Annotated in this window: 25 protein-coding genes; 11 read left to right on the top strand and 14 right to left on the bottom strand. The window is 70.2% G+C overall.

Translation table 11 applies throughout. From position 1 onward, the window contains the following. Window positions 1-219: 219 nt before the first annotated feature. On the bottom strand, window positions 220-954 hold the full coding sequence (locus tag HFP15_RS20505; RefSeq protein WP_168518064.1) for a choice-of-anchor P domain-containing protein: 735 nt from the start codon (window positions 952-954) through the stop codon (window positions 220-222). Window positions 955-999: 45 nt separating this feature from the next. Then, the gene (locus tag HFP15_RS20510; protein WP_246271885.1) at window positions 1,000-1,806 is read right to left on the bottom strand and encodes a protein-sorting L,D-transpeptidase LdtCP; all 807 of its coding nucleotides are present in this window, start codon (window positions 1,804-1,806) and stop codon (window positions 1,000-1,002) included. 353 nt (window positions 1,807-2,159) lie between these two features. On the opposite strand from HFP15_RS20510, the gene HFP15_RS20515 reads away from it, so the two are divergent. Then, complete coding sequence (locus HFP15_RS20515; RefSeq protein ID WP_168518066.1) at window positions 2,160-2,597, top strand: DUF6319 family protein; 438 nt, start codon at window positions 2,160-2,162, stop codon at window positions 2,595-2,597. Between the two features lie 156 nt (window positions 2,598-2,753). Continuing rightward, the gene (locus HFP15_RS20520; RefSeq protein WP_168518068.1) at window positions 2,754-3,482 is read left to right on the top strand and encodes a VIT1/CCC1 transporter family protein; all 729 of its coding nucleotides are present in this window, start codon (window positions 2,754-2,756) and stop codon (window positions 3,480-3,482) included. On the opposite strand, the gene HFP15_RS20525 is transcribed toward HFP15_RS20520, so the two are convergent. Beyond that, on the bottom strand, window positions 3,479-4,936 hold the full coding sequence (locus HFP15_RS20525; protein WP_168518366.1) for a peptide MFS transporter: 1,458 nt from the start codon (window positions 4,934-4,936) through the stop codon (window positions 3,479-3,481). The genes HFP15_RS20520 and HFP15_RS20525 overlap by 4 nt on opposite strands. A gap of 151 nt (window positions 4,937-5,087) precedes the next feature. Here HFP15_RS20525 and nhaA point away from each other — a divergent pair, with 151 nt between their 5' ends. Genes nhaA through HFP15_RS20540 form a run of 3 tightly spaced genes read left to right on the top strand, consistent with a single transcriptional unit; the run spans window position 5,088 to window position 7,758 of the window. Then, window positions 5,088-6,281, top strand: coding sequence for a Na+/H+ antiporter NhaA (gene nhaA / locus HFP15_RS20530; RefSeq protein WP_312871666.1), 1,194 nt, complete (start codon window positions 5,088-5,090; stop codon window positions 6,279-6,281). 29 nt (window positions 6,282-6,310) lie between these two features. Continuing rightward, window positions 6,311-6,808: a phage holin family protein gene (locus HFP15_RS20535; RefSeq protein ID WP_210717626.1), complete on the top strand. Its 498-nt coding sequence runs from the start codon at window positions 6,311-6,313 to the stop codon at window positions 6,806-6,808. A gap of 17 nt (window positions 6,809-6,825) precedes the next feature. Next, window positions 6,826-7,758, top strand: a complete 933-nt coding sequence (locus HFP15_RS20540) for an alpha/beta fold hydrolase (RefSeq protein ID WP_168518074.1) — start codon at window positions 6,826-6,828, stop codon at window positions 7,756-7,758. On the opposite strand, the gene HFP15_RS20545 is transcribed toward HFP15_RS20540, so the two are convergent. Genes HFP15_RS20545 through nth form a run of 4 tightly spaced genes read right to left on the bottom strand, consistent with a single transcriptional unit; the run spans window position 7,755 to window position 10,895 of the window. Beyond that, window positions 7,755-8,951, bottom strand: coding sequence for a MarP family serine protease (locus HFP15_RS20545; RefSeq protein WP_168518076.1), 1,197 nt, complete (start codon window positions 8,949-8,951; stop codon window positions 7,755-7,757). The genes HFP15_RS20540 and HFP15_RS20545 overlap by 4 nt on opposite strands. Further along, a complete protein-coding gene (locus tag HFP15_RS20550) occupies window positions 8,948-9,631 on the bottom strand; it encodes an NUDIX hydrolase (RefSeq protein ID WP_168518078.1) in 684 nt (227 codons plus the stop codon). The genes HFP15_RS20545 and HFP15_RS20550 overlap by 4 nt, the downstream gene beginning before the upstream one ends. Further along, window positions 9,628-10,215, bottom strand: coding sequence for a TlpA family protein disulfide reductase (locus HFP15_RS20555; RefSeq protein WP_168518081.1), 588 nt, complete (start codon window positions 10,213-10,215; stop codon window positions 9,628-9,630). Before HFP15_RS20555 ends, HFP15_RS20550 begins: the two co-directional genes overlap by 4 nt. Beyond that, the gene (nth, locus tag HFP15_RS20560; RefSeq protein WP_168518083.1) at window positions 10,212-10,895 is read right to left on the bottom strand and encodes an endonuclease III; all 684 of its coding nucleotides are present in this window, start codon (window positions 10,893-10,895) and stop codon (window positions 10,212-10,214) included. Before nth ends, HFP15_RS20555 begins: the two co-directional genes overlap by 4 nt. A 179-nt stretch (window positions 10,896-11,074) precedes the next feature. On the opposite strand from nth, the gene HFP15_RS20565 reads away from it, so the two are divergent. The 4 genes from HFP15_RS20565 (at window position 11,075) to HFP15_RS20580 (ending at window position 15,012) form a co-directional block, all read left to right on the top strand. Then, on the top strand, window positions 11,075-11,326 hold the full coding sequence (locus tag HFP15_RS20565; RefSeq protein WP_168518085.1) for a hypothetical protein: 252 nt from the start codon (window positions 11,075-11,077) through the stop codon (window positions 11,324-11,326). Window positions 11,327-11,545: 219 nt separating this feature from the next. Continuing rightward, complete coding sequence (locus HFP15_RS20570) at window positions 11,546-12,220, top strand: Crp/Fnr family transcriptional regulator (RefSeq protein WP_027942814.1); 675 nt, start codon at window positions 11,546-11,548, stop codon at window positions 12,218-12,220. Between the two features lie 563 nt (window positions 12,221-12,783). After that, on the top strand, window positions 12,784-14,019 hold the full coding sequence (locus HFP15_RS20575; protein WP_376768881.1) for an MFS transporter: 1,236 nt from the start codon (window positions 12,784-12,786) through the stop codon (window positions 14,017-14,019). Window positions 14,020-14,118: 99 nt separating this feature from the next. Beyond that, window positions 14,119-15,012, top strand: a complete 894-nt coding sequence (locus HFP15_RS20580; protein WP_168518087.1) for a LysR family transcriptional regulator — start codon at window positions 14,119-14,121, stop codon at window positions 15,010-15,012. On the opposite strand, the gene HFP15_RS20585 is transcribed toward HFP15_RS20580, so the two are convergent. Genes HFP15_RS20585 through sp36 form a run of 6 tightly spaced genes read right to left on the bottom strand, consistent with a single transcriptional unit; the run spans window position 14,999 to window position 19,051 of the window. Next, the gene (locus HFP15_RS20585; protein WP_168518089.1) at window positions 14,999-15,766 is read right to left on the bottom strand and encodes an MBL fold metallo-hydrolase; all 768 of its coding nucleotides are present in this window, start codon (window positions 15,764-15,766) and stop codon (window positions 14,999-15,001) included. The genes HFP15_RS20580 and HFP15_RS20585 overlap by 14 nt on opposite strands. After that, a complete protein-coding gene (locus HFP15_RS20590; RefSeq protein ID WP_168518370.1) occupies window positions 15,763-16,536 on the bottom strand; it encodes an NUDIX hydrolase in 774 nt (257 codons plus the stop codon). The genes HFP15_RS20585 and HFP15_RS20590 overlap by 4 nt, the downstream gene beginning before the upstream one ends. A 54-nt stretch (window positions 16,537-16,590) precedes the next feature. Then, window positions 16,591-17,787: a hypothetical protein gene (locus HFP15_RS20595; RefSeq protein WP_312871675.1), complete on the bottom strand. Its 1,197-nt coding sequence runs from the start codon at window positions 17,785-17,787 to the stop codon at window positions 16,591-16,593. Between the two features lie 33 nt (window positions 17,788-17,820). After that, complete coding sequence (locus HFP15_RS20600; RefSeq protein ID WP_168518091.1) at window positions 17,821-18,438, bottom strand: hypothetical protein; 618 nt, start codon at window positions 18,436-18,438, stop codon at window positions 17,821-17,823. Further along, on the bottom strand, window positions 18,438-18,893 hold the full coding sequence (locus HFP15_RS20605; protein ID WP_168518094.1) for a RidA family protein: 456 nt from the start codon (window positions 18,891-18,893) through the stop codon (window positions 18,438-18,440). Before HFP15_RS20605 ends, HFP15_RS20600 begins: the two co-directional genes overlap by 1 nt. Then, a complete protein-coding gene (sp36, locus tag HFP15_RS20610; RefSeq protein ID WP_168518375.1) occupies window positions 18,890-19,051 on the bottom strand; it encodes a Sp36 family protein in 162 nt (53 codons plus the stop codon). The genes HFP15_RS20605 and sp36 overlap by 4 nt, the downstream gene beginning before the upstream one ends. A 116-nt stretch (window positions 19,052-19,167) precedes the next feature. On the opposite strand from sp36, the gene bagA reads away from it, so the two are divergent. Together bagA and bagB are read left to right on the top strand one after the other, a co-directional pair. Further along, window positions 19,168-20,172 carry an ATPase BagA gene (gene bagA, locus HFP15_RS20615; protein WP_168518096.1) on the top strand — a complete coding sequence of 335 codons (1,005 nt, stop codon included), beginning with the start codon at window positions 19,168-19,170 and terminating at the stop codon, window positions 20,170-20,172. Between the two features lies 1 nt (window position 20,173). Next, entirely contained in the window at window positions 20,174-21,289 is a 1,116-nt protein-coding gene (gene bagB / locus HFP15_RS20620) for an ATPase BagB (RefSeq protein WP_168518098.1), read from the top strand. A gap of 454 nt (window positions 21,290-21,743) precedes the next feature. Here bagB and HFP15_RS20625 read toward each other — a convergent pair whose 3' ends face one another. Next, complete coding sequence (locus HFP15_RS20625; RefSeq protein WP_168518100.1) at window positions 21,744-22,031, bottom strand: WhiB family transcriptional regulator; 288 nt, start codon at window positions 22,029-22,031, stop codon at window positions 21,744-21,746. Window positions 22,032-22,110: the final 79 nt, after the last annotated feature.

Genomic DNA, 22,110 nt, shown 5'->3' on the forward strand with positions numbered 1-22,110 from the left:
GTGCCCGAACTCCCCAAAACCCGCAGCGGCAAAATCATGCGCCGCCTCCTACGCGACGTCGCCGAAAACCGCGCCATCGGCGACGTCACCACCCTCGCCGACTCCAGCGTCATGGACCTCATCTCCAGTGGGCTGAAGTCCGGCAAAGCGGAGGAGTAGCAAACCAGGGAAGGCCCGCCATCACACGCGTGATGGCGGGCCTTCCTTTGGGGGACCGGGTCAGCCGGTGACGTCGAGGTGCGCCTTCACGGGTGTCGGTGTCGGAGCCTTGCCGCCCGGCAGGGTCGTGTCACCCGAGCCGGAGCCACCGCCGGAGTTCGAGGTCGACGTGGCCGGCGAAGTGGTCGGGGTCTGGCTGCCGCCACCGTTGTCGTCACCGGGCGCGCAGGTCGCGGACGCGATGTCGAGCTTCTGGACGCCGTCCACGTTGATCGAGATCGCGGTGACGGTCACCGAGCCGTCGCTGTGCTTGACCTGCTTGTTCAGCATGACCGACAGCAGACCCGGCACCGCGATGCCGGTGTTCGGCGGCACCGAGACGTCCAGCGGGGTGTTGCCGATCTTCACCTTGGCCAGCGAGGAGGAGGCGTTCTTGCCGCTGCATTCCGCCTCGATCGCTGAAGCGGTCAGCAGCGGGGCGCCGGGGCCGAGGATGATCGTCGCCTTGGCGACGCTGGCCTGCGCCTGGCCCGAGCCCGCCTGCGCGTTGAGCGCCTTCACGGTGCCCAGCCCGCCGGGCACGGTCAGCGTAAGGAGCGACTGCTGCGCGAAGCCTTCCTTGTCGTTGACCGACGGGGTCGGCGGGATCGCGAGCAGGCCGCTGCCCGAGATCGCGAAGGCCGAGTTCACGCCGTCCCCGGCGGTGGTGGCACCGGCCGAGGGGACGAGCAGCACGCCGGCCGTGAGCACGGCCGACAGCACGCCGACACCGCCGGCGAGGGTTCTTCTGGACAACTGATCACCTTTCCTGGAACTGATTTTTCCGCGCCTGCCCGGCCATCACGTGATGTTCACGATCGTGCCGAGCGGTAATTTGACGAGCTGGTCCAAAGCGTCCTTGGTCACCCGGATGCAACCGTCGCTGTTCGCCTTGCCGACGAAGCTGTTGTCCGGCCAGGTGTGCAGGCCGACCGTGCCGGGGCCGCCACCGAAGGTCTCCAGCGAGTCGGAGTGGTAGCTCAGCGGCAGCACGATCGGGCTGTAGGTGTTCTTGGTCTCCTCGATCGAGGCGATGATGTAGGCCCGCCCCGCCGGAGTGGGGTGCTGGGCCTTGCCGGTGCCGATCGTCCACTGCCCGATCGACTTGCCGCCCTGCAGGATTTCGAGCTTGAAGCTGGCCCGGTCGACGTGCACGGCGTAGTCGTTGTCGGCGGTCTCGGCGGCACCGTCGGTCAGGTGTACCCAGCCGGACGAGGCGTTCGGCCTGGTCGGCAGCAGGATCTGAGCCCAGTCGTTCTGCTGGGCGACGATCGGGACCCAGGTCGGCGAACCCATCTGGATCGTCGGCAGTTTCGCGATCGGCTGCCCGCCCGCGGCCGTGTAGACGACCAGTTCCTGCTTCGGGTGCAGCACCTTGCCCGCGGTGGCGCCCGCGCCCGGCTGGGGGTCGCCGGGTGCGCCGGTGACGGTGCCGAACGTGGTGGCCTCGGGCAGCTGCGTCAGGGTTTCCTGGCTGATGGCCGCCGGAGTGACGGGGGCGGCGGGGGCGCCGTCGTTGCTCGAGCAGGCGCCGGTGAGCGAAACCAGAATTGCGACCCCGGTGATCGCGGCCATATTCCGGGCGCGCGAGAGCGCGGTTTTGTGCATCTACCAATCCTCAGAGCGTCGTTGACACGAATCGCCGACTCGTGTCTCCCCGAGGACACGCGGCGCCACAAGTGCGTCTTGCGGCGCATTCTTATCGGCACTCGATGAGGTGATCAACTATCAGGTAGCTCACACTCAAGCTTCTGACCAGCGGAAATAGTGCATTTTCCCAAGTCAGTGAAATCGGCGTGATACACCCGATCGTGTGCACGTGAGTAACGGAAACCGGACTTGCCACCCTTCGGAGCGATACCCCGACAGTGTGCCAGCCCCCGGGGTTCCCAAAGTCGAACACGTGTTCTAGAATTCCGCCGTCGTAGCCGGACCCCACAACAAGGGAGACCGCACCAGCAATGAGCTTGGACACCACCACCGCACCGCAGGAGCAGGTAACCAGCGAGGAGACCTCCGCCCCCGCGGTGGCGGCCACCGAGCCCACGGACACCGCCCCGGCGGAGCAGACCGAGGAGACTTCGAAGCCCAAGCGGGGTCGCCCGAAGGGCTCGTCCGCCGCGCGCAAAACGCGTACTGTCGAGTTGACGCTCACCGTGACCGGCACGGCCGACGGCGAATGGCAGGCCGAGCTGAAGCACGGCAGCAACTGGGTGGTCCGCGGATTGGCGGTCGCCGCGGCTGCCGTATCGCGCGCCGCGAAGGAGCTTCACGAGGACCTGTCGAGCCCCATCGACGAGGTCATCAACGAGGCGCGTGAGCAGCAGAAGGCAAAGGTCGCGCAGCTGGAGGCCGAGCTGGAGCAGGCGAAGCAGGCGCTCGCCGAGCTCGACGGCTGACACCCCGGCTCGCCGGGCCGGATGCTCCTCGATCAGGCATCCGGCCCGGCGTCTTTTTTTCGCTCGAATCGCACTATTCGAATTGGTTAGGCAAGCCGAATCTAAGTGAGGTCCGCCTTTTCTTGCGCGCCGTGAATGGTGTGTTTGAATAAAAGGGTGACGGAAACTCGCGACGCCACTTCGCAACACTCCCACGAGCCTCATCACGAGAGCCTCGGCAGCAAGCTGAACTGGCTGCGAGCTGGGGTTCTTGGCGCGAACGACGGCATCGTGTCGGTCGCGGGCATCGTCGTCGGCGTCGCGGGCGCGACCGCCGACCGGACTTCGGTACTCATGGCCGGAATAGCCGGACTGGTCGCCGGCGCCCTTTCCATGGCCGGCGGGGAATACGTCTCGGTGAGCACCCAGCGCGATACCGAGAAAGCCATGCTCAAGCTGGAAAAGTACGAGCTGAAAACGATGCCCGAGGCCGAGGAAGCCGAACTCGCCGAGATCTACCAGGAGAAGGGCCTGTCGGCTGAGCTGGCCGCCAAGGTCGCGCGGGAGCTGACCGAGAAGGACGCGCTGGCCGCACATGCCGACGCCGAACTCGGCATCGACCCGGACGATCTGACGAGCCCCTGGCAGGCCGCGTGGGCGTCCTTCGTGTCGTTCTCGATCGGCGCCCTGCTCCCGCTGCTGGCGATCGTGCTGCCGCCGGTGTCGTGGCGCGTCTGGGCGTGCGGCGGCGGCGTGGTCATCGGCCTGTTCATCACCGGCTACGTCAGCGCCCGCCTCGGCAACGCGCGGGCCCGCCGGGCGGTGCTGCGCAACGTCGGCGTCGGCGTGCTGACGATGTTGATCACTTACTGGGTCGGCGCCCTGTTCGGCGTGGCGACCAGCTAGCGCACGCCGGCCATCAGCTTCCGGACGAACGGGCTGGCCAGCGCCAGCAGTACGCCGATCACGATCGCCACGGCGCCGAGCACACCGAAGTAGGGGCCCTCGTTTTCGACGCTGTAGTACTGCGCGAGCGAACCGGACAGCGCTGTGCCCAGCGACACCGACAGGAAGAACAACGCCACCATCTGGCTGCGGAACGCCTCCGGCGCGAGCTTCGTCGCCAGGGACAGGCCCACCGGCGACAGGCACAGCTCGGCGACGGTGAACACGAGCAGGATCCCGACCAGCGCGAGCAGCGGCGCGCTGTTGGGTCCGCCGCCGACGAAGGGCAGGAACAGCAGGTACGCGATCCCCATCACGCCCGTGCCGAGCGCGAACTTGATCGGGGTCGAGGGCTGGCGCTCGGCCAGCTTGGTCCAGATCAGCGCAAACACCGGGGCGAGCACGATGATGAACACCGGGTTGATCGACTGCACCCACGACACGGGCATCTCCCAGCCGAACAGGTGCCGGTCCAGCCGCTGGTCGGAGTACGCCGTCAGCACCGTGAACTGCTGCTGGTAGAGCGCCCAGAACGCGGCGCTCGCGATGAACATCGGGATGAACGACAGCACCCGGCTGCGGTCCACCCTGGAGATCTTGCGGCTGGTCAGGATGACGAGGAAGTAGATCACCGCGGCGCCACCGGCCACCCAGGTCGCGACGTCGGCGAGGTTGTCCGCGGTCACCAGACCGGTGAACACCGCCACCAGTACGACGGCGACCACGATCACCAGCACCCCCGCGACCGCGGGACGCTGCGAGGCGGGTAGCGGATTGGGCACCTCGCGCGCCTGCGTACCGAGGTTGCGCCGGCCGAACGTGTACTGGACCAGGCCGACGGCCATCCCGGCGGCGGCGAGCCCGAAGCCGTAGTGGAAGCCGACGTGGTCCTGCAGCAGGCCGGTGAAGATCGGGCCGAGGAACCCGCCGAGGTTGACGCCCATGTAGAAGAGGCTGAACCCGCCGTCGCGGCGCTCGTCCTGCTCGTCGTAGAGCGTGCCGACCACCGCGGTGGCGTTGCCCTTGAGCCCGCCGCTGCCCAGCGCGACGCACAACAGACCGACAACGATGCCCGCGTAGCCGGGCAGCAGGGCCAGCGCGATGTGCCCGATCATGATCAGGACGCCGCTGTAGAACAACGTGCGCTCGCAGCCTGCGAGCCGGTCGGCGATCCACGCGCCGACGATTGTCGACAGGTACACCAGGCTGCCGTACGCGCCCACGATGCCGAGCGCTGTTGCCTCCGGCATCGCGAGCCCGCCGTCGGCGATCGAGTAGTACAGGTAGATCGCGAGGATCCCCTGCATGCCGTAGAAGGAGAAGCGCTCCCACATCTCGACGCCGAAGAGGTTCGCGAGCCCTAGTGGGTGCCCGAAGAACCTTTTGTCGCTTCTGACCTCGGTAGAGGTGACCAATGCCGACACGTCCTTATGGTCTAGACAACGTTGGCGTCTGACATAGTAGGACGTGCGTCATGTTAGTTGTCACTGGCACCGTAGAATGGCCGCAGGTGCGCCGGGAAGTCTGGTCGGCAAGACTCGATCAGTCCCGACGTCAGGAGATCACGTGGCCCAGCTGCGCAACCCCGCGCAAGAGTTCGCTCGTTTCCTGCGTACCGAGACCACCGGTGGCCTCCTTCTGCTCGGCGCCACCGCGATCGCCCTCATCTGGGCGAACTCCCCGCTCGGCGATGTCTACCGCACGGTGCGGGATTTCGAGCTCGGTCCGCATTTCCTGCACCTGAACCTCTCCGTCGGCGACTGGGCCAAGGACGCGCTGCTGGCGTTGTTCTTCTTCGTCGCCGGGCTCGAACTCAAACGCGAGCTGGTGATCGGCGAGCTGTCCCGGCTCAAGCAGGCGATCCTGCCGATCGTCGGCGCGGTCGGCGGCATGGTCGTGCCCGCGGTGGTGGCGCTGGCCGTCGCGTGGGGCGAGCCGGGCATGGACCGCGGCTGGGCGATCCCGGTGGCCACCGACATCGCGTTCGCGCTGGGGGTGCTCGCGCTCACCGGCTCGAACCTGCCCAGCAGCGCGCGGGTGTTCCTGCTGTCGCTGGCGGTCGTGGACGACCTCGGCGCGATCATCGTCATCGCGGTGCTGTTCACCAGCGGGTTCAACCTCATCGCCGCCGCCGTCGCCGTGGTGGCGCTCGCGCTGTACGCGTGGCTGCAGCACCGCCGGGTGCGCACGCCGTGGATCTACGTTCCGCTCGCCGTCGTCGTCTGGGTCGCGGTGCACTCGGCCGGGGTGCACGCGACGATCGCCGGAGTCGCGCTCGGGCTGCTGACCAGGGTGCGCCCGGATCCGGGCGAGGACGAGGCGCCCGCACTGCGGCTGGAACACCGGCTGCAGCCATGGTCGGCGGCCGTCGCGGTGCCGGTGTTCGCGTTGTTCGCGGCCGGGGTCGAGATCGACGCGCGGTCGTTGAGCGAGGTGTTCACCACGGCGCTGCCGCTGGCCGTGCTGATCGGCCTGGTGGCCGGCAAGACGGTGGGCATTCTCGGCGCGTCGGCGCTGGCCGTCGGATTCCGCCTCGCGGAGCTGCCACGGGGTACCGGCTGGCGCGATCTGGCCGCGTTGTCGCTGCTCGGCGGGGTCGGGTTCACGGTCAGCCTGCTGATCGCGGAACTGGCGCTGCCCGGTGCGGCCAGTGACCGGGCGAAGGCCGCGGTGCTGCTCGCGTCGGCGATCGCGTCGTTGCTCGCGGCGGTCGTGCTCCTGCGGCGCAACAAAGTGCACGGCGCGTCGGAGGAGGACTGATCGCGCCGCGAGGAGCGACACATGGCACGATGGCCCCCGTGAGCAGCCAGGAGCACGAACGCAACGGCCCAGACGGCCTCGGGGCCGTGCCCTACATCCCCCTGTCGAGCGACGACGCGGCATCGAACGGGTCTGACGGGCAGTCGATCGGTGCGCTGGTGAGCGAAGCGACCCAGCACGTCTCGACGCTGGTCAGGGCCGAGGTCGAGCTGGCGAAGTCGGAGGTCACCGGTGAGGTCAAGAAGGCACTGACCGGCAGCATCTTCTTCATCGTCGCGGCCGTGGTCGGGCTCTACAGCTCGTTCTTCTTCTTTTTCTTCCTCGGCGAGCTGCTGTCCGAATGGCTCAAGCGCTGGGCCGCGTTCCTCATCGTGTTCGGCCTGATGTTCTTGATCACCGCGCTGTTCGGCCTGCTCGGCTACCGCAAGGTCAAGAAGATCAAGGCGCCGGAACGGACGATCACGAGCATGAAGGACACCGCCGCGGCGCTCAAGCCCCGGCGTGAGGCCGTGGCCGAGCACAGCTGACCCCCAGGGGCAGTTCCGTGCGACCCCCCGACCCGTCCACCGTCCGGATCGACGGACCGTGGACGCACCGTGACGTGTCGGCCAACGGGATCCGCCTGCACATCGCCGAGGCCGGCAGCGGGCCGCTGGTGCTGCTCCTGCACGGTTTCGGCGAGTTCTGGTGGGCGTGGCGACACCAGCTCGGCGCGCTGGCCGAGGCCGGGTATCGCGCGGTGGCCGCCGACCTGCGTGGCTACGGCGACTCCGACAAGCCGCCCCGCGGCTACGACGCCTGGACCCTCGCCGGTGACGTCGCCGGGCTCGTCCGCGCCCTCGGCGAACGGCGGGCGCATCTGGTCGGGCACGCGTGGGGCGGGATGCTCGCGTGGACGGTGGCGTCGATGCATCCGCGGTGGGTCGAATCGGTGACCGTGCTCGGCGGCGCCCATCCGCTCGCGCTGCGCGAGGCCGTCCGCCGCGGCGTGTTCCGCCGCAGGCAGAACCAGGCGCGGGCGCTGGCGCACCTGTTCCGGTTCCAGGTGCCGATGCGGCCCGAGCGCACGCTCGTCGCGGACGAGGCGGCGGCGCTGGAGAAGCTGATGCGCCAGTGGTCGGGTCCACGGTGGACGGCCTCGGCGGACTTCGACGAGACGGCACGCACGTTCCGGCACGCGATGCTCGTGCCGGGGGTGGCGCACAGCGCGCTGGAGTACTACCGGTGGGCCTTCCGCGCCCAGTTCCGCGGCGAGGGCCGCCGGTTCACCAGCGCCGTCGGCACTCGCGTCGCCGCCCCGGTACTGCAGATACACGGCGCGGCCGACTCGTGCGTCCTGCCAAGGACCGCCCGCGATTCCGCGCCGTGGCGGGGTCCGCGCTCACGGTTCGAGGTGCTGCCCGAGGTGGGGCACTACCCGCATCTCGAGGACCCGCGGCACACGTCGAAGACGCTGCTGGACTTCCTCGGTCACTAAGCCGCGCAGGACCCGGTGCTCACCCGGGCGCTGAGCGCGGGCGCGGCGTCGAGGACCGACTGGACCTGCTTCTGCGTGAGCGTGAAGCCGGTGTCCTGGTCCTCCACCGACGCGCCGAAGACGACCCCGACGACCTGGCCCTCCGGGTTCACCAGCGGGCCGCCCGAGTTGCCGCTGCGGACCTGCGCCCGCACCGTGAACACGTCCCGGCGCACGGTGCGCGAGTCGTAGATGTCCGGTCCCTGCAAGGTGATCTCGTTGCGGATGCGGGCCGCGGTCGCGGTGTACGGGCCGTCCAGCGGATAGCCGAGCACGATCGCACTGTCGCCCGCCCGGCCCGGCGTGGTCGCGATGTCCAGCGGGGGCGCCTGCAGCCTCGGCACGGCCAGCACCGCGATGTCGACCTCCGGGTCGAAGTAGACGACCCGCGCGGGCAGCCTGCCCTGCGACGTCTCGACCGCGGTCTCGTCGGTGCCTGCCACGACGTGCGCGTTCGTCATCACCCGCTGCGGTGCGACGACGAAACCGCTGCCCTCCAGCGCCCGCGAGCACGACGACGCCGTGCCCCTGATCTTGAGCACGCTGCCGTGCAGCTGCTGCACCACCGCGCTGTTCTGCAGGCTCGTGTCCGGCGGGGCGGTCTCGTTGATCTGGGTCTTCTGGAACGGGTCGACGATCGTCGGGAAGCCCGAGGCGTCGAGCAGTTTGCGCAGGTCGGCGGGCAGTCCTTCGGCGGCGGCGGGCATCGCCCTGTCCACCGCGCCGAGCACCGCCGAGTTGTTGATCGCGCGGGCGAGACCGGGCAGCGCGGCGACGCCGGTCAGCGGCACCGCGATCAGCCATGCGACCACGAACACGACGAGGCCCTGCACGATCGCGCCGAGCGTCTGGTCGATGCCGGTCAGCTTGTCGGTGTTGAACCGGCGCTTGACCGCGTACTTGAACTTGCGCCCCACCCACACGCCGAGCGTCTCGCCGAGCGCGACCAGGAACACCACGGTCGCCACCGCGAAGGCGACCTTCATCGCCGGATTGGTGAACAGCCCCACCACCAGCGGCGCGAGCCGGATGCCGCCGATGGCACCCCCGATGACCCCGACGAGCGCGGGCAGGGCGATCACGACGCCCTGCCGGGCACCCGAGATCGCGGCGAGCAGCGCCAGCACAATCACCAGGACGTCGACCCAGTTCATCGTGTCTCCCATTCGTGATCGCGCAACGCTACGTCAAGGTCGCGGACGTCGCCGCGATCCCACTCGCGTTCCCACCCGCCGAGGGAGAGCAGGACGGACAGCAGGCCGGCCGTGAAACCCCAGACGAACAGGCCGTCCACGGTGAAGGCGGGGCCACGGTAGCCGGTGCCCTGCCGCGTGATGGAGAACCGGTTCGCCGGATCGGCGAGATCGCTCATCGCGACGCGCGCCACCGCCGCGGTCTCGCCGGGGTCCACGGCGTGCACGGGAGACGGTTCGTGCCAGTGCGCCAGCACCGGGGTCACCGCGAACCGCGAGACCGGCACCCACAGTTCGGGCAGCACGGCGACGGGCCGCACCCCGGCCGGGTCGACGCCGGTCTCTTCCTCGGCCTCGCGCAGCGCGGTGCTCACCGGACCCTCGTCGACCTCCTCGGCACCGCCGCCGGGGAAGGCGACCTGGCCCGCGTGCGAGCCGAGTGTGTCGGCGCGGCGCAGCAGCAGCACGTCCGGCCCGCTCGCGCCCTCCCCGAAGAGGATGAGCACCGCGGCGGGACGGGTGTAGGTGCCCTCCGGTGGGGTGAAGCGGGTGAACGTGGCCGTGTCGACCTTCCCGCTGGTCTCGACCAGCGGGCGCAGCCATTCCGGCACGGAGTCCGGTTGGACGAGAGGCCCGGTCACCGGCCCACCACCGCACGCACGTGATCAGGATTGTCGAACACGCGTGGGTTCTCGATGAAACGAACCTTTCCATCCGGGGTGACCAGGTAGGACGCCGGCAGCGCCGAAGGCACCTTGAGCGCGGCACGGACCGGGCCGGTGGCGCCCTCGCCGTCGAACACGGCCGGCAGATGCACACCCAGCCGGGTGAGCAGCGCCAGCCCGTCGGAGGCGGAGCTGGCGACCTGCACGGCCAGCACGTTCGCGGCACCGGGCTGGGCGGCGTAGGAGGCGAGCGCCGGCAGTTCGGTCTTGCACGGTTCGCACCAGGTGGCCCAGAAGTTGACCAGCGTCGTCTTGCCCGCGAGCGCGCGGCCGAGGTCGAGGGTGGTGCCGTCGCCGAGGCACTGGGTGTTCACCCCGCTGAGCTGGGCGACCTCACCGGTGCCGGCGGGGCAGGGCGGGAGCGCCGCCGCGGCACGGGCGGCGGACAGGTCGGGCGTCGCCGTCTGCTGCGGCGCGCCGTTGTCGCGGGGCAGGACCGCGATGATCACCCCGAGTACCAGCACGCCGACGGCGAGCGCCCATTTCGTCGCGGTGGTCACTGGTCCCGCACCATTGCCAGCAGGTGATCGCGTTCGGGTCCCTTGACCAGTTTGGCGGCCTCGTCGAACTCGGTCGGGCCCGCGCCGAAGGACGGGCAGTCCCTGGCCAGCGGGCAGGCCCCGCACGCGGGTTTGCGGGCGTGACAGACACGGCGGCCGTGGAAGATCACGCGGTGGGACAGCATCGTCCACTCCTTGCGCGGGATCAGCTCACCGACCGCGTGCTCGACCTTGACCGGGTCTTCCTCCCTGGTCCAGTTCCAGCGGCGCACGAGCCGTCCGAAGTGGGTGTCCACTGTGATCCCTGGTACGTCGAATGCGTTGCCGAGCACGACGTTCGCGGTCTTGCGGCCGACACCCGGCAGCGTCACGAGGTCCTCGAGCTTGCCCGGCACCTCGCCGTCGAAGCGCTCGACGAGCGCCGCGCCCAGTCCGAGTACCGAGTTGGCCTTGGCCCGGTAGAAACCGGTCGGGCGCAGGAGTTCCTCGAGTTCGGTGCGGTCGGCTCCGGCGTAGTCGGCGGCGGTTTTGTAGCGCGCGAACAGGGCCGGGGTGACCTCGTTGACCCGCACGTCGGTGGTCTGCGCGGACAGCACGACGGCGACCAGCAGCTCGAGGGGATCGGTGAAGTCCAGCTCGCAATGCGCGCCCGGATAAGCCTCCGCGAGGCAACGCACCATGCGGCGGGCGCGTCTTACCAGAGCAAGCCGGCTCTCGTCGCCCTTTCGGGGGGCGTAACGAACGGCGGGTGGCACCCCGATAGCCTACGGAAGGCCCGTCGGGGCGTTCCCGGTGGCCGACACGCCGCAGCCCAGCTTGGCGCAAGAACCGAGCAAGACTAAGCGAGGATCTGAAGTCAATGACGGTCTGGTTCGTAGTCGCGGTGCCCCTGGTCATGATGTTCTTCGCGCTCGGCATGGAGCGCGTCGAAAGCCGCCTGAAGCATGTGGCGGTGCAGGAGGAAGAGGTCGAGGAGTTCCTGGAGCAGGCCCGGCCCAACGAGGTCAGGGCGCTCTACGGGCACGGAATCGGCCGCGCGCTGGAGCTGTTCCGGCTGCGCAGGCTCGGTGGCAGGGCGGCGAAGCTGCGCCCGCGCCGGGTGCGCGACTAGTGCCGGTTCCCGGCCCCACCCACACCCTCAACGGACTCGTTCGACACGCCCATTAAGCTGGCTGATCGGACGAGACCGTACTCACCCGCGTGGGCGTTGAGGCGCGCCCGGCGGCGAGCCCGTGCAGCGATCTCGCCCGAACGGCCTAGACTGCACGCAAGTGATCGGCGACACGCTCCTGGATCGGGTGCGGTGTCGCCAGCAATGAGGAGGCACGAGGTGGACGAGACCCTGGCCCGGGCGGGCATCTTCCAGGGTGTGGAACCGGCCGCGGCCGAGGCGCTCGCACAGACCTTGGAGACCGTGGAGTTCCCACGGGGTCACGTGATTTTCACCGAGGGCGAGCCCGGCGACAAGCTGTACATCATCTTGTCCGGCAAGGTCAAGATCGGGCGCAAGTCCCCGGACGGGCGCGAGAACCTGCTGTGGATCGCGGGTCCGTCGGACATGTTCGGTGAGTTGTCGATCTTCGACCCCGGCCCGCGCACGTCGAGCGCGACCACGGTGACCGAGGTGCGCGCGGTGAGCATGGACCGGCCGTCGCTGCGGAAGTGGATCTCGACGCGCCCGGAGATCGCCGAGCAGTTGCTGCGGGTGATCGCCCGCAGGCTGCGCCGGACGAACAACATGGTCGCCGAGCTGATCTTCACCGACGTTCCCGGCCGTGTGGCGCGGGCCCTGCTGCAGCTGGCCCAGCGCTTCGGCAGCCAGGAGGCCGGCATCCTGCGGGTCACGCACGACCTGACCCAGGAAGAGATCGCCCAGTATGTCGGCGCGAGCCGCGAGACCGTGAACAAGGCCCTCGCCGACTTCGCCCACCGCGGCTGGCTCCGCCTGGAAGGCAAGAGCGTCCTGATCCTGGACCCAGAACGCCTGGCCCGCCGCGCCCGCTGATCACCGCAGGCGAGCCCCTTCGCGCTACGGACAAAGGCTGCGAGGCCGAAGGCCAGCAGCCCGACCGGCGCGGCACCCTGGTTGCCCCCGCACGGATGTCGCGGGGGGTCCAGGGGGCGAGCCCCCTGGCGGGGGTTCGGGGGTTCGACCCCCGATGCGATGCCGAAGTGAACCCGGCGAAGCGAGCGCAGCGAGCAAGCAGGATTCACGATGAACGAAGGGCCGGGCGCCACCCCCGACGTGGCGCACCGGCCCTTCGCTTTGCGCGGGCCATCCCCCGACGGACCGCGCTCCCCGCCCTCCGGTTAGGCCCCGACCCAATGCCCGGAGGGAGTTTTTCGTTATGTCAACCATGCCACGGCTTGCACCCCGAAGTTCAAGACCGTTCATCCCAAAGGACGCCGCCGTGGCCGGTTCGTTGCGTGATTCCGAGAGAAAACCTGTCGCCGTTACCTGATCGAGACCTGCATGCCCCGAACGGGCACAACCGGCCTCGCCGTCGGTGATGGAGCTCGCCGGAAAATAAGTGGTACCTGCGTACCAAAGTCGCCATACTGGTACGCGTGTCCCAGTCCACGTCCCTCGCCGACTACCGTGCCGCGCTGTCCACCCCGGGCTCGCGCCGTCCGCTCATCGCATCCCTGCTCGGGCGCCTGCCGATCGCGATGACCGGGCTGGCGGCCATGCTCTACGTACAGCGCGAAACCGGCTCGTTCGCCATCGCCGGGCTGGTGTCGGCCAGCTCGCTGGTCGGCGTCGCGATGGGCTCCGTGGTGCAGGGGCGGCTGATCGACCGGTTCGGGCCGACGCGCCCGCTGCTGACCACCGCGGCGATGTTCGCGGTCGCGCTCGTGTCGTTGTCGCTGTCCATCGAGGCGCACGCGGCGACCCCGGTCCTGGTGCTGCTCGGCTGGAGCATCGGTATCACCGAGCCGATGGTCGGTTCGGCCTCGCGGGCGCTGTGGGGCAGGCTGATCGCCGACGAGCGGGTGAAGAACGCCGCGTTCGCCTACGAGGCGATCAGCATGGAGGTCTTCTTCATCCTCGGTCCCGGTCTGGCCGGTGTGCTGGTCGCCGCGCCATGGGCGGGCACCGGCATGATCGTCGGCGGGGTGTGCATGATCGTCGGCGCGTCGATGTTCGCCCTCAGTCCTGCCGTCCGCGCCTGGGGCCCCGCGCCGCGCGGGCAGGCGCGTTCGTTGCTCGGGGCGCTCGCCGGCGCCGGCATGCGCACGCTCGCCCTCGCCGCGCTGGGATTCGGCATCGTGATCGGGTTCGTCGAGGTCGCGGCGCCCGCCGCGGCGACGAAGGCGGGCAACCCGGCGCTCGGCGGCGTGCTGTTGTCGGTCTTCTCCGTCGGCTCGGTCGCGTTCGGTGTCGCCTACAGCCTGCGGCCCTGGCCGAGGCGGATGGGGTCGCGGCTGCCGGTGCTGCTGGCCGCGTTCGGGCTGATGGTCGCGGTGCTCGCCTGGCCGTCGACGTTGTGGGGGCTCGCGATCGCGATGGTCGTCGCCGGCGCGATGGTCACGCCCCAGTCGGCGACGCATTCGACGGCGATCGAGCTCGTCGCGCCGAAGGGCACGGCGGCCGAGGCGTTCGGCTGGGTGCTGACCGCGGTCACCCTCGGCATCGCGGTCGGCCAGTCGATCAGCGGCTACCTCGTCGAGCACCACGGGCCGTACGCGTCGTTCCTGACCGCGGGCGCGGCGGCGCTGGTGATCTCGGCCGTCGTCTGGGCGCTGCGCAGCACGATGGCCGCACCGGAACCGGAGCCGGTGCCGACATACAGCAGTCTGTGATCGGCCGGACACGTTTTGCCAGTCCCGTCGACCCAGTTTTGTGCCTGGTGGAAACAACAGTCCGACACCGACCGCCCCCGGCCGATACAGTCGGTTCCTGTGAGGACTCCCGAGCTGCGGCAACTCCGGTATTTCGTGATGGTCGCGGAAGAGCTCAGCTTCACCAACGCGGCAGGACGGCTGGGCATCGCGCAGCAGTCGCTGTCCCAGCAGATCAACGTCCTCGAGCGCACGCTCGGGGTCCGCCTGTTCGACCGCGACACCCGCGGCACCCGGCTCACCGAGGTCGGCGGGTTGTTCCTGCCGGAGGCGCGCACGGTCATCGAACGCGCGGAGCAGGCGGTGCACACGGTGCAGCGGGCCGCGCGCGGTGAGGTCGGCAGGCTCAGCCTGGCGTTCCTGCCGGCGGCGAAGCAGCTGCTCCCGCCGGTCCTGCGGGCGTTTCGCGCACGCTGTCCCGATGTCGACCTCGCCGTCGAGGACGTCGGCATCTCCCAGCTCGTGACCGGGCTCCGGGCCGGGCGCTACGACGCCGGGGTCACCCACCCACCGCTGGTGGAGGGGCTGGCCAGCCGCACGCTGGTCACCGAGCGGATGTGCGCGGTGCTGCCGTGCGGGCATCCGCTGGCAGGCCGCGACGAGCTGCGGCTGAGCGATCTCGCGGAGGAGCAGTGGGTGCTCGTCGAACGTCCCGCTTGGCCGCCGTGGCACCAGAAGTACGAGGACGACTTCCGGGACGCGGGGTTCGAGCCGAACGTGGTCCAGCGGGCGCCGAACGTGCGGGACCTGCTCGGCCTGGTCTCGGCGGGCACCGGCGTGTCGCGGCTGCCGGAGTCCGCGCGGGTCCCCGGCGTGGTGTTCGTGCCGCTGGCCGGCGAGGCCGCGCGGACCGAGCTCGTCTGGCTGCCGCAGGCCGGAAATCCCGCGTTGCGCAGGCTGGTCGAGGTGACCGCCGAGCTCGCTGAGACGACCGGCGTGACTACGACCGGCTAGCCCGCAGATAGTCCAGCTGAGCCCGCACCGAATGCTCGGCGGGCTCCCACAGGGACTGGTCGACGTCGGCGTAGACGTGCTCGACGATCTGCCGCGGGGTGGCGTCCTCACCCAGGATGGACAGCGCGGAACGCACCTGGTCCAGCCGTTGCTCGCGGTGATCGAGGTACTCCTGGGCGGCCGTTCGCAGATCCGGCATCTCGGGGCCGTGGCCGGGCAGCGCCCGCAGCACGCCGGGCAGGTCCAGCAGGCGCCGCAACGAACCAAGGTAGGAGCCGAGGTCGGAAAGCACCGTGGTGCCGCGGCCGAGGATCGTGTCGCCGGTCAGCACGTGGTCCTCGACCCGTAGGCACACCGAGTCCTCGGTGTGGCCGGGCGTGTGCACGACCTCGATGTCCAGGCCGGCCACCGAAATCGTCTCTCCGTCCACAAAGGACTTCGCGTCCTGGCACAGTGCCTGGTCGAAGGCGCGTACCGGCACACCGGCCTGCTCGGCGAGCCACGGCGCACCCTCGGAGTGGTCGGGGTGGTGGTGTGTCAGCACGATGAGCGCGATCTGCCCGAGTTCGGTCAGCTTGGGCAGGTGGTCCATGTCGTGATAGCCGGGGTCGACGATCACGCATTCGGCCGAGCCAGGCGCACGCAGCACCCAGGTGTTCGTCCCCTCCAGCGTCATCTTGCCGGGGTTGTTCTCGAGCAGCACGGAGGCCAGCGGCGACACCTCGCGCAGCCTGCCGTAGTCCGGGTGGGTCATTCGTCGTCCCCCAGAATCACTCGGATCTTGTCGCCTTCGCGGACCAGTGTCGGCACGATGGCCCGCACCTTGCGTTCGGCGGCCAGCGCCTCGGCCGTGGAGCTGAGCTCGGCCAGTTCGGTCAACGTGTGCCAGGTGGGCGGCATCAGCATGGACCGGCCGGCCTCGGCGTCCGCGAGGGCGTCCTGGGGTCGCTGCCAGCCCGAGGACTCCGCCTCCGTGGTCGCGCCGTCGGCGTGCTGCCCCTCGGGCAGGACCGCGACGAAGAAGCGGGTGTCGTAACGACGTTTCTCCTGCGGCGGAGTGATCCAATGGGCCCACGGGCGGAGCAGGTCGGCACGCAGGGTGAGCGCGTTCTCCGCGAGGAAGGCGGCCAGGGACAGCTCCCGGGACACCAGCTGCTCCCGTGCGTGCGCGTAGCGCGCGGCGTCGGCGACGACGGCCTCCGCCGTGCCCGCGAGGAGCACGCCCGATTCCTCGAACGTTTCCCGCACCGCGGCGCACACCAGCGCACGGCCGACCGGTTCGGTGCCGCCGAACCAGTCCGCCCAGTCCGCGGCGGGCGGTCCCGCCCAGCTCACCGACGCGTCGGCGTCCCGCTTGTCGACCCCACCGCCGGGGAACACGGTCATTCCGGCGGCGAACGCCATCGCCGCGACCCGGCGCTGGAGGAAGACCTCCATGCCTTCATCGGTATCGCGGAGCAGGATCACGGTGGCGGCGTCGCGGGGCACGGGTGGGTTCTCCAGCGGGGCTTCGGAGAACGTCATCCCGCCCGGCAGGCGGAAACTGAGCTCAGACACGCGTCCGAACTTAGCCGCCCACTAGGCGCCAGAGAAACCGTCAACCCAGCGGGGGTTGTCCTCGCCACTGTTGCCGGAGCCGTTCATCCGGACCTTCGCCGCCTCCGCGCGCTCGCGTTCGGCCAGCTCCGCGTGCAGCTCACGCAGCAGCTGCCGGTCACGGTCGGACAGCTGCGGGTCGTCGAGGTCGAGTTCCGGGATCTCGATGACCTCGCCGGGGCCGATGGTCGCCGAGGCGATCGCCTTGCCCTTCTCCGGCTCCTCGGCCAGCGCCGCGCGCAACTGTGCGACCTCGGCCGAGGTCAGGTCCATCGTGTTCTCGGCACGAGACTCGGCGGGAACCTCCGCGCGCGGGCCGAACATGTGGCCGGGACCGCTCTTCGGCTCGGGCGCCTCGGCGACGGGTTCCGGCTCCGGCTCGGGCTCCGGCTCGGGCTCCGGCTCGGGCTCCGGTGCCGGCGCGGGCGCCGGCTCCTCGCGTTTGGCGGAGCCGGTCGCGACGTGCCGTCCGCTGCCGCTCATGGCGGCGGCGGGCTTGGCACTCGCGGCACGCTTGGGCTCGGACGAGGGAGCGGACGTGCCGGCCAGCCACGCGGCGGTGGCCGAGGACAGCGCCTGCTCGTGGTAACGCTGCTGATCGGCGCCGGGACCGGTCACCTCGACCACGGCGCGGATACCGGCGCGGCGCAGCGCGGCGTCGACCCGGTAGGCCGCGGCGGGCGGGTTGCCCTCCGGTCCGATCTCGACCAGCACCACGCGCTGCGGCAACGGACCGGGCACGCTACCCGCCGGGGTGTTGCGCCACACCGCGTGCACCGAGCGCAGGTCCGGCAGCACCTGGAGGGTCCGGTCGAGCGCGTCGGCGATGCCCTGCTCGGGCTGGTTCTCGCCGGTGAAGTGGTGCAGGACACCGTTGTCGGCCTCGGCGTCGTTGACCGTGAGGTGGTCGGCGAGCGTCGCGTCGGAGCGGCTCAGCTCCAGTACGAGCCCGAGTTCGTGCTGCTCGGACTCGCGGACCGGCAGCTTGCCCGCGATCAACGCGCCGGTGGTCAGCTCGGCGGCTTCGTCCAGCCGGGCACGAGCGGTCAGCTCCCTGGCCTCGGACAGCGCGCTGTCGTCCAGCCTTCCGGCCAGTGCGAGCAGCAGATTGTGCAAGCGCAGCGGGACCGCGAACCCGTCGGTTCCCATTCCTGCCGCGTCGCTGTGGACCTCCACGATTCTCCCTCCAGCGGCTCGGTCGGGGCGAGCCGTTTACGCAGCTGCGAGGCGGTGCCCGGTGTCCACGGCGCCGGTACAGATCAGCTCGGAGCTGGCCAGCGCGGCGCGGTGGTACGCGGGCAGGTCGAACCGCTGGGGCATGACTTCGACGCTGGGCTCCTCGTCGCCCAGCACGCGCAGTACCCGCTGCAGTTCGCCGGTCAGCCTCGGCAGGCCGGCCGTCGCGGTGATCAGCAGCACGCGCTTCGGGGACCCGTCGCCGTGCCGCCAGCTCTGCCGCACCTCACCCACATCCGGCCGGCCTCGCAACGTTGCGTGTACCAACGCGGACACTGAGTCTACGGAGTTCACCCAATCGGGTGCTCCCCCGGAGAATGTGTACCGGTTCTCGGTGACCTCGTCTACCCCGAGGGTCGAACTCACCTGATGCCAGTCGGCGCCGTGCGGAACGAGCCCGGCGACCAGCAGGCGATACTCCGGTTGGTCAAGGTCAATATTGTGCTTTAGCAAAGTACGGGGCAGCGTCCGGGCCAGCGTCGTCATCGCGCCTTCGCCCAGCCAGTCGCGGTAGCGCCACAGCAACTGGTCCGGCATGCGGCCGGCCAGGCGCAGCAGAAGCTCGTGACACGCCGCTTCGATGTCCGGATCCATCAGCTCACCTCGACAATCAGTTCGACTTCGACCGGAGCTCCCAACGGAAGCTCGGCCACCCCCACTGCCGAACGCGCGTGCGCGCCCGATTCCCCGAAGATCTCGCCGAGCAGTTCCGACGCGCCGTTGACGACCGCGGGCTGGCCGGTGAAGCCCTCCGCGGAAGCCACGAACCCGACCACCTTGACCACCCGGGTCACGGCGTCGATGCCGACCAGTGCGTCCACCGCCGCGAGCGCGTTGAGCACGCAGGTGCGCGCGTGCCGCTTCGCCTCCTCGGGGCTGACCTCGCCGCCGACCTTGCCGGTCGCGGCGAGCTGCCCGTCCACGAAGGGCAGCTGACCTGACGTGTAGACCTGGGCGCCGCTGCGTACCGCGGGCACGTAGGCCGCGACGGGCGCGGCCACGCCGGGCAGTGCGATGCCCAGCTCGGCGAGCCGCTCGGACCAGCTCACGACTTGGGCCTCTTGAGGTACGCGACGTGCTGCTCCCCGCTCGGGTTCGGCAGCACCGTGACCAGCTCCCAGCCGTCCTCGCCCCACTGGTCGAGGATTTGCTTGGTGGCGTGGATAAGGAGCGGAACCGTCGCGTACTCCCACTTCGTCATGCCCAGGAGGGTAACGACAACGGCAAGGGGCTGACCGACCGGATCAGGTGACGCGGCGGTGTCACGGAGGCCACCAGCGCATCGCCCGACACACGCCCGGACGGTGAATTACTCTGCGGTATGTGACCTCACCCCTGGCCGGCTGGACCGACGAGCTCGCCCGCGCACGGCTTCACTTCGTGACCGGCAAGGGCGGTACCGGCAAGACCACGCTCGCCGCCTCGCTGGGCCTCGCGCTGGCCCGCGGCGGCAGGCGGGTGCTGTTGATCGAGGTCGAGGGGCGGCAAGGATTCGCGCAGCTCTTCGACACCGAACCGCTGCCCTACGCCGAGCAGCGCATGGCCTCCGCCCCCGGCGGCGGGGAGCTGCGGGCGCTGCACATCGACGTCGAGGCCGCGCTGCTCGAGTACTTCGAGATGTTCTACAACCTGGGTTTCGCCGGTCGCACGCTGCGGCGGATGGGCGCGATCGAGTTCGCCACCACGCTCGCGCCGGGGCTACGTGACGTACTCCTCACGGGCAAGATCAAGGAATGCGTCGGGCGGACCGAGTCCGACGGCAGGCACACCTACGACGCCGTCGTGGTCGATGCGCCGCCCACCGGACGTGTGGTCAAGTTCCTCGACGTCACCAAGGCCCTGACCGATCTGGCCCGCACCGGACCGATCCGGACGCAGGCCGAAGGCGTGGTACGGCTGCTGCATTCCGGGGAAACCGTGGTGCATCTGGTGACCCTGCTGGAGGAGATGCCGGTGCGCGAAACCGTGGAGGCGGTCGCCGAACTCGACGGCGCCGACCTGCGTCCTGGCGCGGTGCTGGTCAACCGGGTCCGCCCGCCGCGGCTGCCCGCCCGCTCCGTCAGCGCCGCCGCGGACGGACGCGTGGACGCCTCGCGGGTGCGGTCCGGGCTGGCCACGGCCGGGCTGGAACTGCCCGAGGGCACGCTGGACGGCCTGGTGGAGGAGACCGTCGAGCACGCGATCCGGGTCGAGGCCGAACAACGCGCACGAGAACAGCTCGCCGAGGCCGATCTGCCCACGCTGGAAGTGCCCGAACTCACCGACGGCGTGGACGTGGCCGCGCTCTACGACATCGCCGAAGCGCTCGTGGACCAGGGGGTGCGCTGACATGGTCCTCGACATCGACGCCTTGCTCGACGACCCGGAGACCAAGATCGTCGTGTGCTGCGGTTCCGGCGGGGTCGGCAAGACCACGACGGCGGCCGCGCTCGCGCTGCGCGCCGCCGAACGCGGCAGGCAGACCGTGGTGCTCACGATCGACCCGGCGCGGCGGCTCGCGCAGGCGCTCGGGCTGCGGGAGCTGGGCAACCATCCACGTCAGGTGAAGATCGAAGGTTTCGATCCCAAGGGCGAGCTGTGGGCGATGATGCTCGACATGCGCCGCACATTCGACGACATGGTGCGCGCGCACGCCGGGCCGGAACGCGCCGAGCAGCTGCTCGCGAACCCCTTCTACCAGACCATTTCCACGTCGTTCTCCGGTACGCAGGAGTACATGGCGATGGAGAAGCTGGGCCAGCTCGCGGCGAGCGGCGACTGGGACCTGATCGTCGTGGACACCCCGCCGAGCCGCTCCGCGCTGGACTTCCTCGACGCGCCGACGCGCCTGTCCAGCGCGCTCGACGGGCGCATGATCAGGCTGCTCACCGGCCCGGCGAAGGCGGGCGGCTGGGGGTTGCGCAAGGTCGTCACCGCCGGGTTCTCGATGTTCGCCAAGGCCGTGTCGACGATCATCGGCGGGCAGCTGCTGGCCGACGCGTCGGCGTTCATGCAGGCCTTCGACAGCATGTTCGGCGGGTTCCGCGAGCGGGCCCGCAAGACCGCGGAACTGCTCAGCTCGAAGGGCACCGCGTTCCTTGTCGTGGCCGCCCCGGAGCCCGACGCGCTGCGCGAGGCCAGCTACTTCGTGGAGCGGCTGGCGGGCGAGTCGATGCCGTTGTCGGGTCTGATCGCCAACCGCACCCATCCGGTGCTGGCCGATCTGTCCGCCACGGCGGCGCTGTCCGCGGCGGAGAAGGTGGAGACGAGTGCGCCGCTGGCCACCGCGGTCCTGCGGCTGCACGCGGACCGGGTGGCCCTCGCCGAGCGCGAGAAGCGCCTGCTCGCGCGGTTCACCAAGGCGCACCCCGAGGTGCCGATCGTCGAGGTCCCCGCCCTGCCCAGCGACGTACACGACATGGCAGGCCTGCGCGACATCGGCGACCGCCTAGCCAAATCCACCTAAGCCCCCCAACGCGAGTCCAGCCTTCCGCGCGCCCGAGTCGGGGGATCCGGGTGCCCGAGTCGGGGGATCCCGGCGCCCGAGTCGGGCCTTCCGCGCGCCCGAGTTCAGCCTTCCGTGCGGCCGGGTCGGTCGCTCCGGGCGGCCGAGCCCAGCCTTCTGGGCGCGCGAGTTTGGCTTTCCCGGCGGCCGAGTCCAGTCTTCCCGGAGGTCGAGTCCGGCATCCCGGCACGCGATTCGCACGGAACCCCCAACTCGGGCGCCACAAGCCCCGACTCGGACTCACGCAACCCCCGACTCGCGCCGCCACAACCCTCAACTCGCGCTGCCGGAACGCCCGACTCGCGGTCGGCAACCCCCGACTCGGGCACCCGCAAGCCCCGACTCGGGCTCCGGCAAGCCTCGACTCGGGCTCCGGCAGGCCTCGACTCGGGCGGCCGGAACGCCGGACTCGCGGTTAGGAGACTTGGACGTATTCGCGTTTGGCGGATTCCAGTAGTTCGGCCCAGGAGCCGACCTCGGGGCGGCGGCGCAGCAACGCCCGCCGTTCGCGTTCGGTCATGCCGCCCCAGATGCCGAAGCTGATCCGGTTGTCCAGTGCTTCGGCGAGGCATTCCGTGCGCACGGGGCAGCCCATGCACACCAGTTTCGCGCGGTTCTGCTCGGCGCCGCGGACGAACAGCTCGTCCGGATCGGTGTCCCGGCACAGGGCGTCCATACGCCAGGTCCGCTGCTTGGCTTCCATCTTCCCCCAGCTCCTAACGCTCGGCTCACGTCGGTCGACCCGATGGGCGCCTCCCCGGCACCCTCTTCGTGAGACGTTG

Origin of the sequence: Amycolatopsis acididurans (genome assembly GCF_012328925.1) — a bacterium.
Classification (GTDB): domain Bacteria; phylum Actinomycetota; class Actinomycetes; order Mycobacteriales; family Pseudonocardiaceae; genus Amycolatopsis_E; species Amycolatopsis_E acididurans.

Bases quoted from the DNA above. Each gene is read 5' to 3' on its own strand.
- HFP15_RS20510 (WP_246271885.1), bottom strand. From the start codon at position 1,806: ATGCACAAAACCGCGCTCTCGCGCGCCCGGAATATGGCCGCGATCACC.
- HFP15_RS20515 (WP_168518066.1), top strand. From the start codon at position 2,160: ATGAGCTTGGACACCACCACCGCACCGCAGGAGCAGGTAACCAGCGAG.
- HFP15_RS20535 (WP_210717626.1), top strand. From the start codon at position 6,311: ATGGCCCCCGTGAGCAGCCAGGAGCACGAACGCAACGGCCCAGACGGC.
- HFP15_RS20545 (WP_168518076.1), bottom strand. From the start codon at position 8,951: ATGAACTGGGTCGACGTCCTGGTGATTGTGCTGGCGCTGCTCGCCGCG.
- nth (WP_168518083.1), bottom strand. From the start codon at position 10,895: ATGGTGCGTTGCCTCGCGGAGGCTTATCCGGGCGCGCATTGCGAGCTG.
- HFP15_RS20565 (WP_168518085.1), top strand. From the start codon at position 11,075: ATGACGGTCTGGTTCGTAGTCGCGGTGCCCCTGGTCATGATGTTCTTC.
- HFP15_RS20585 (WP_168518089.1), bottom strand. From the start codon at position 15,766: ATGACCCACCCGGACTACGGCAGGCTGCGCGAGGTGTCGCCGCTGGCC.
- HFP15_RS20590 (WP_168518370.1), bottom strand. From the start codon at position 16,536: ATGACGTTCTCCGAAGCCCCGCTGGAGAACCCACCCGTGCCCCGCGAC.
- HFP15_RS20600 (WP_168518091.1), bottom strand. From the start codon at position 18,438: ATGGATCCGGACATCGAAGCGGCGTGTCACGAGCTTCTGCTGCGCCTG.
- bagB (WP_168518098.1), top strand. From the start codon at position 20,174: ATGGTCCTCGACATCGACGCCTTGCTCGACGACCCGGAGACCAAGATC.
- HFP15_RS20625 (WP_168518100.1), bottom strand. From the start codon at position 22,031: ATGGAAGCCAAGCAGCGGACCTGGCGTATGGACGCCCTGTGCCGGGAC.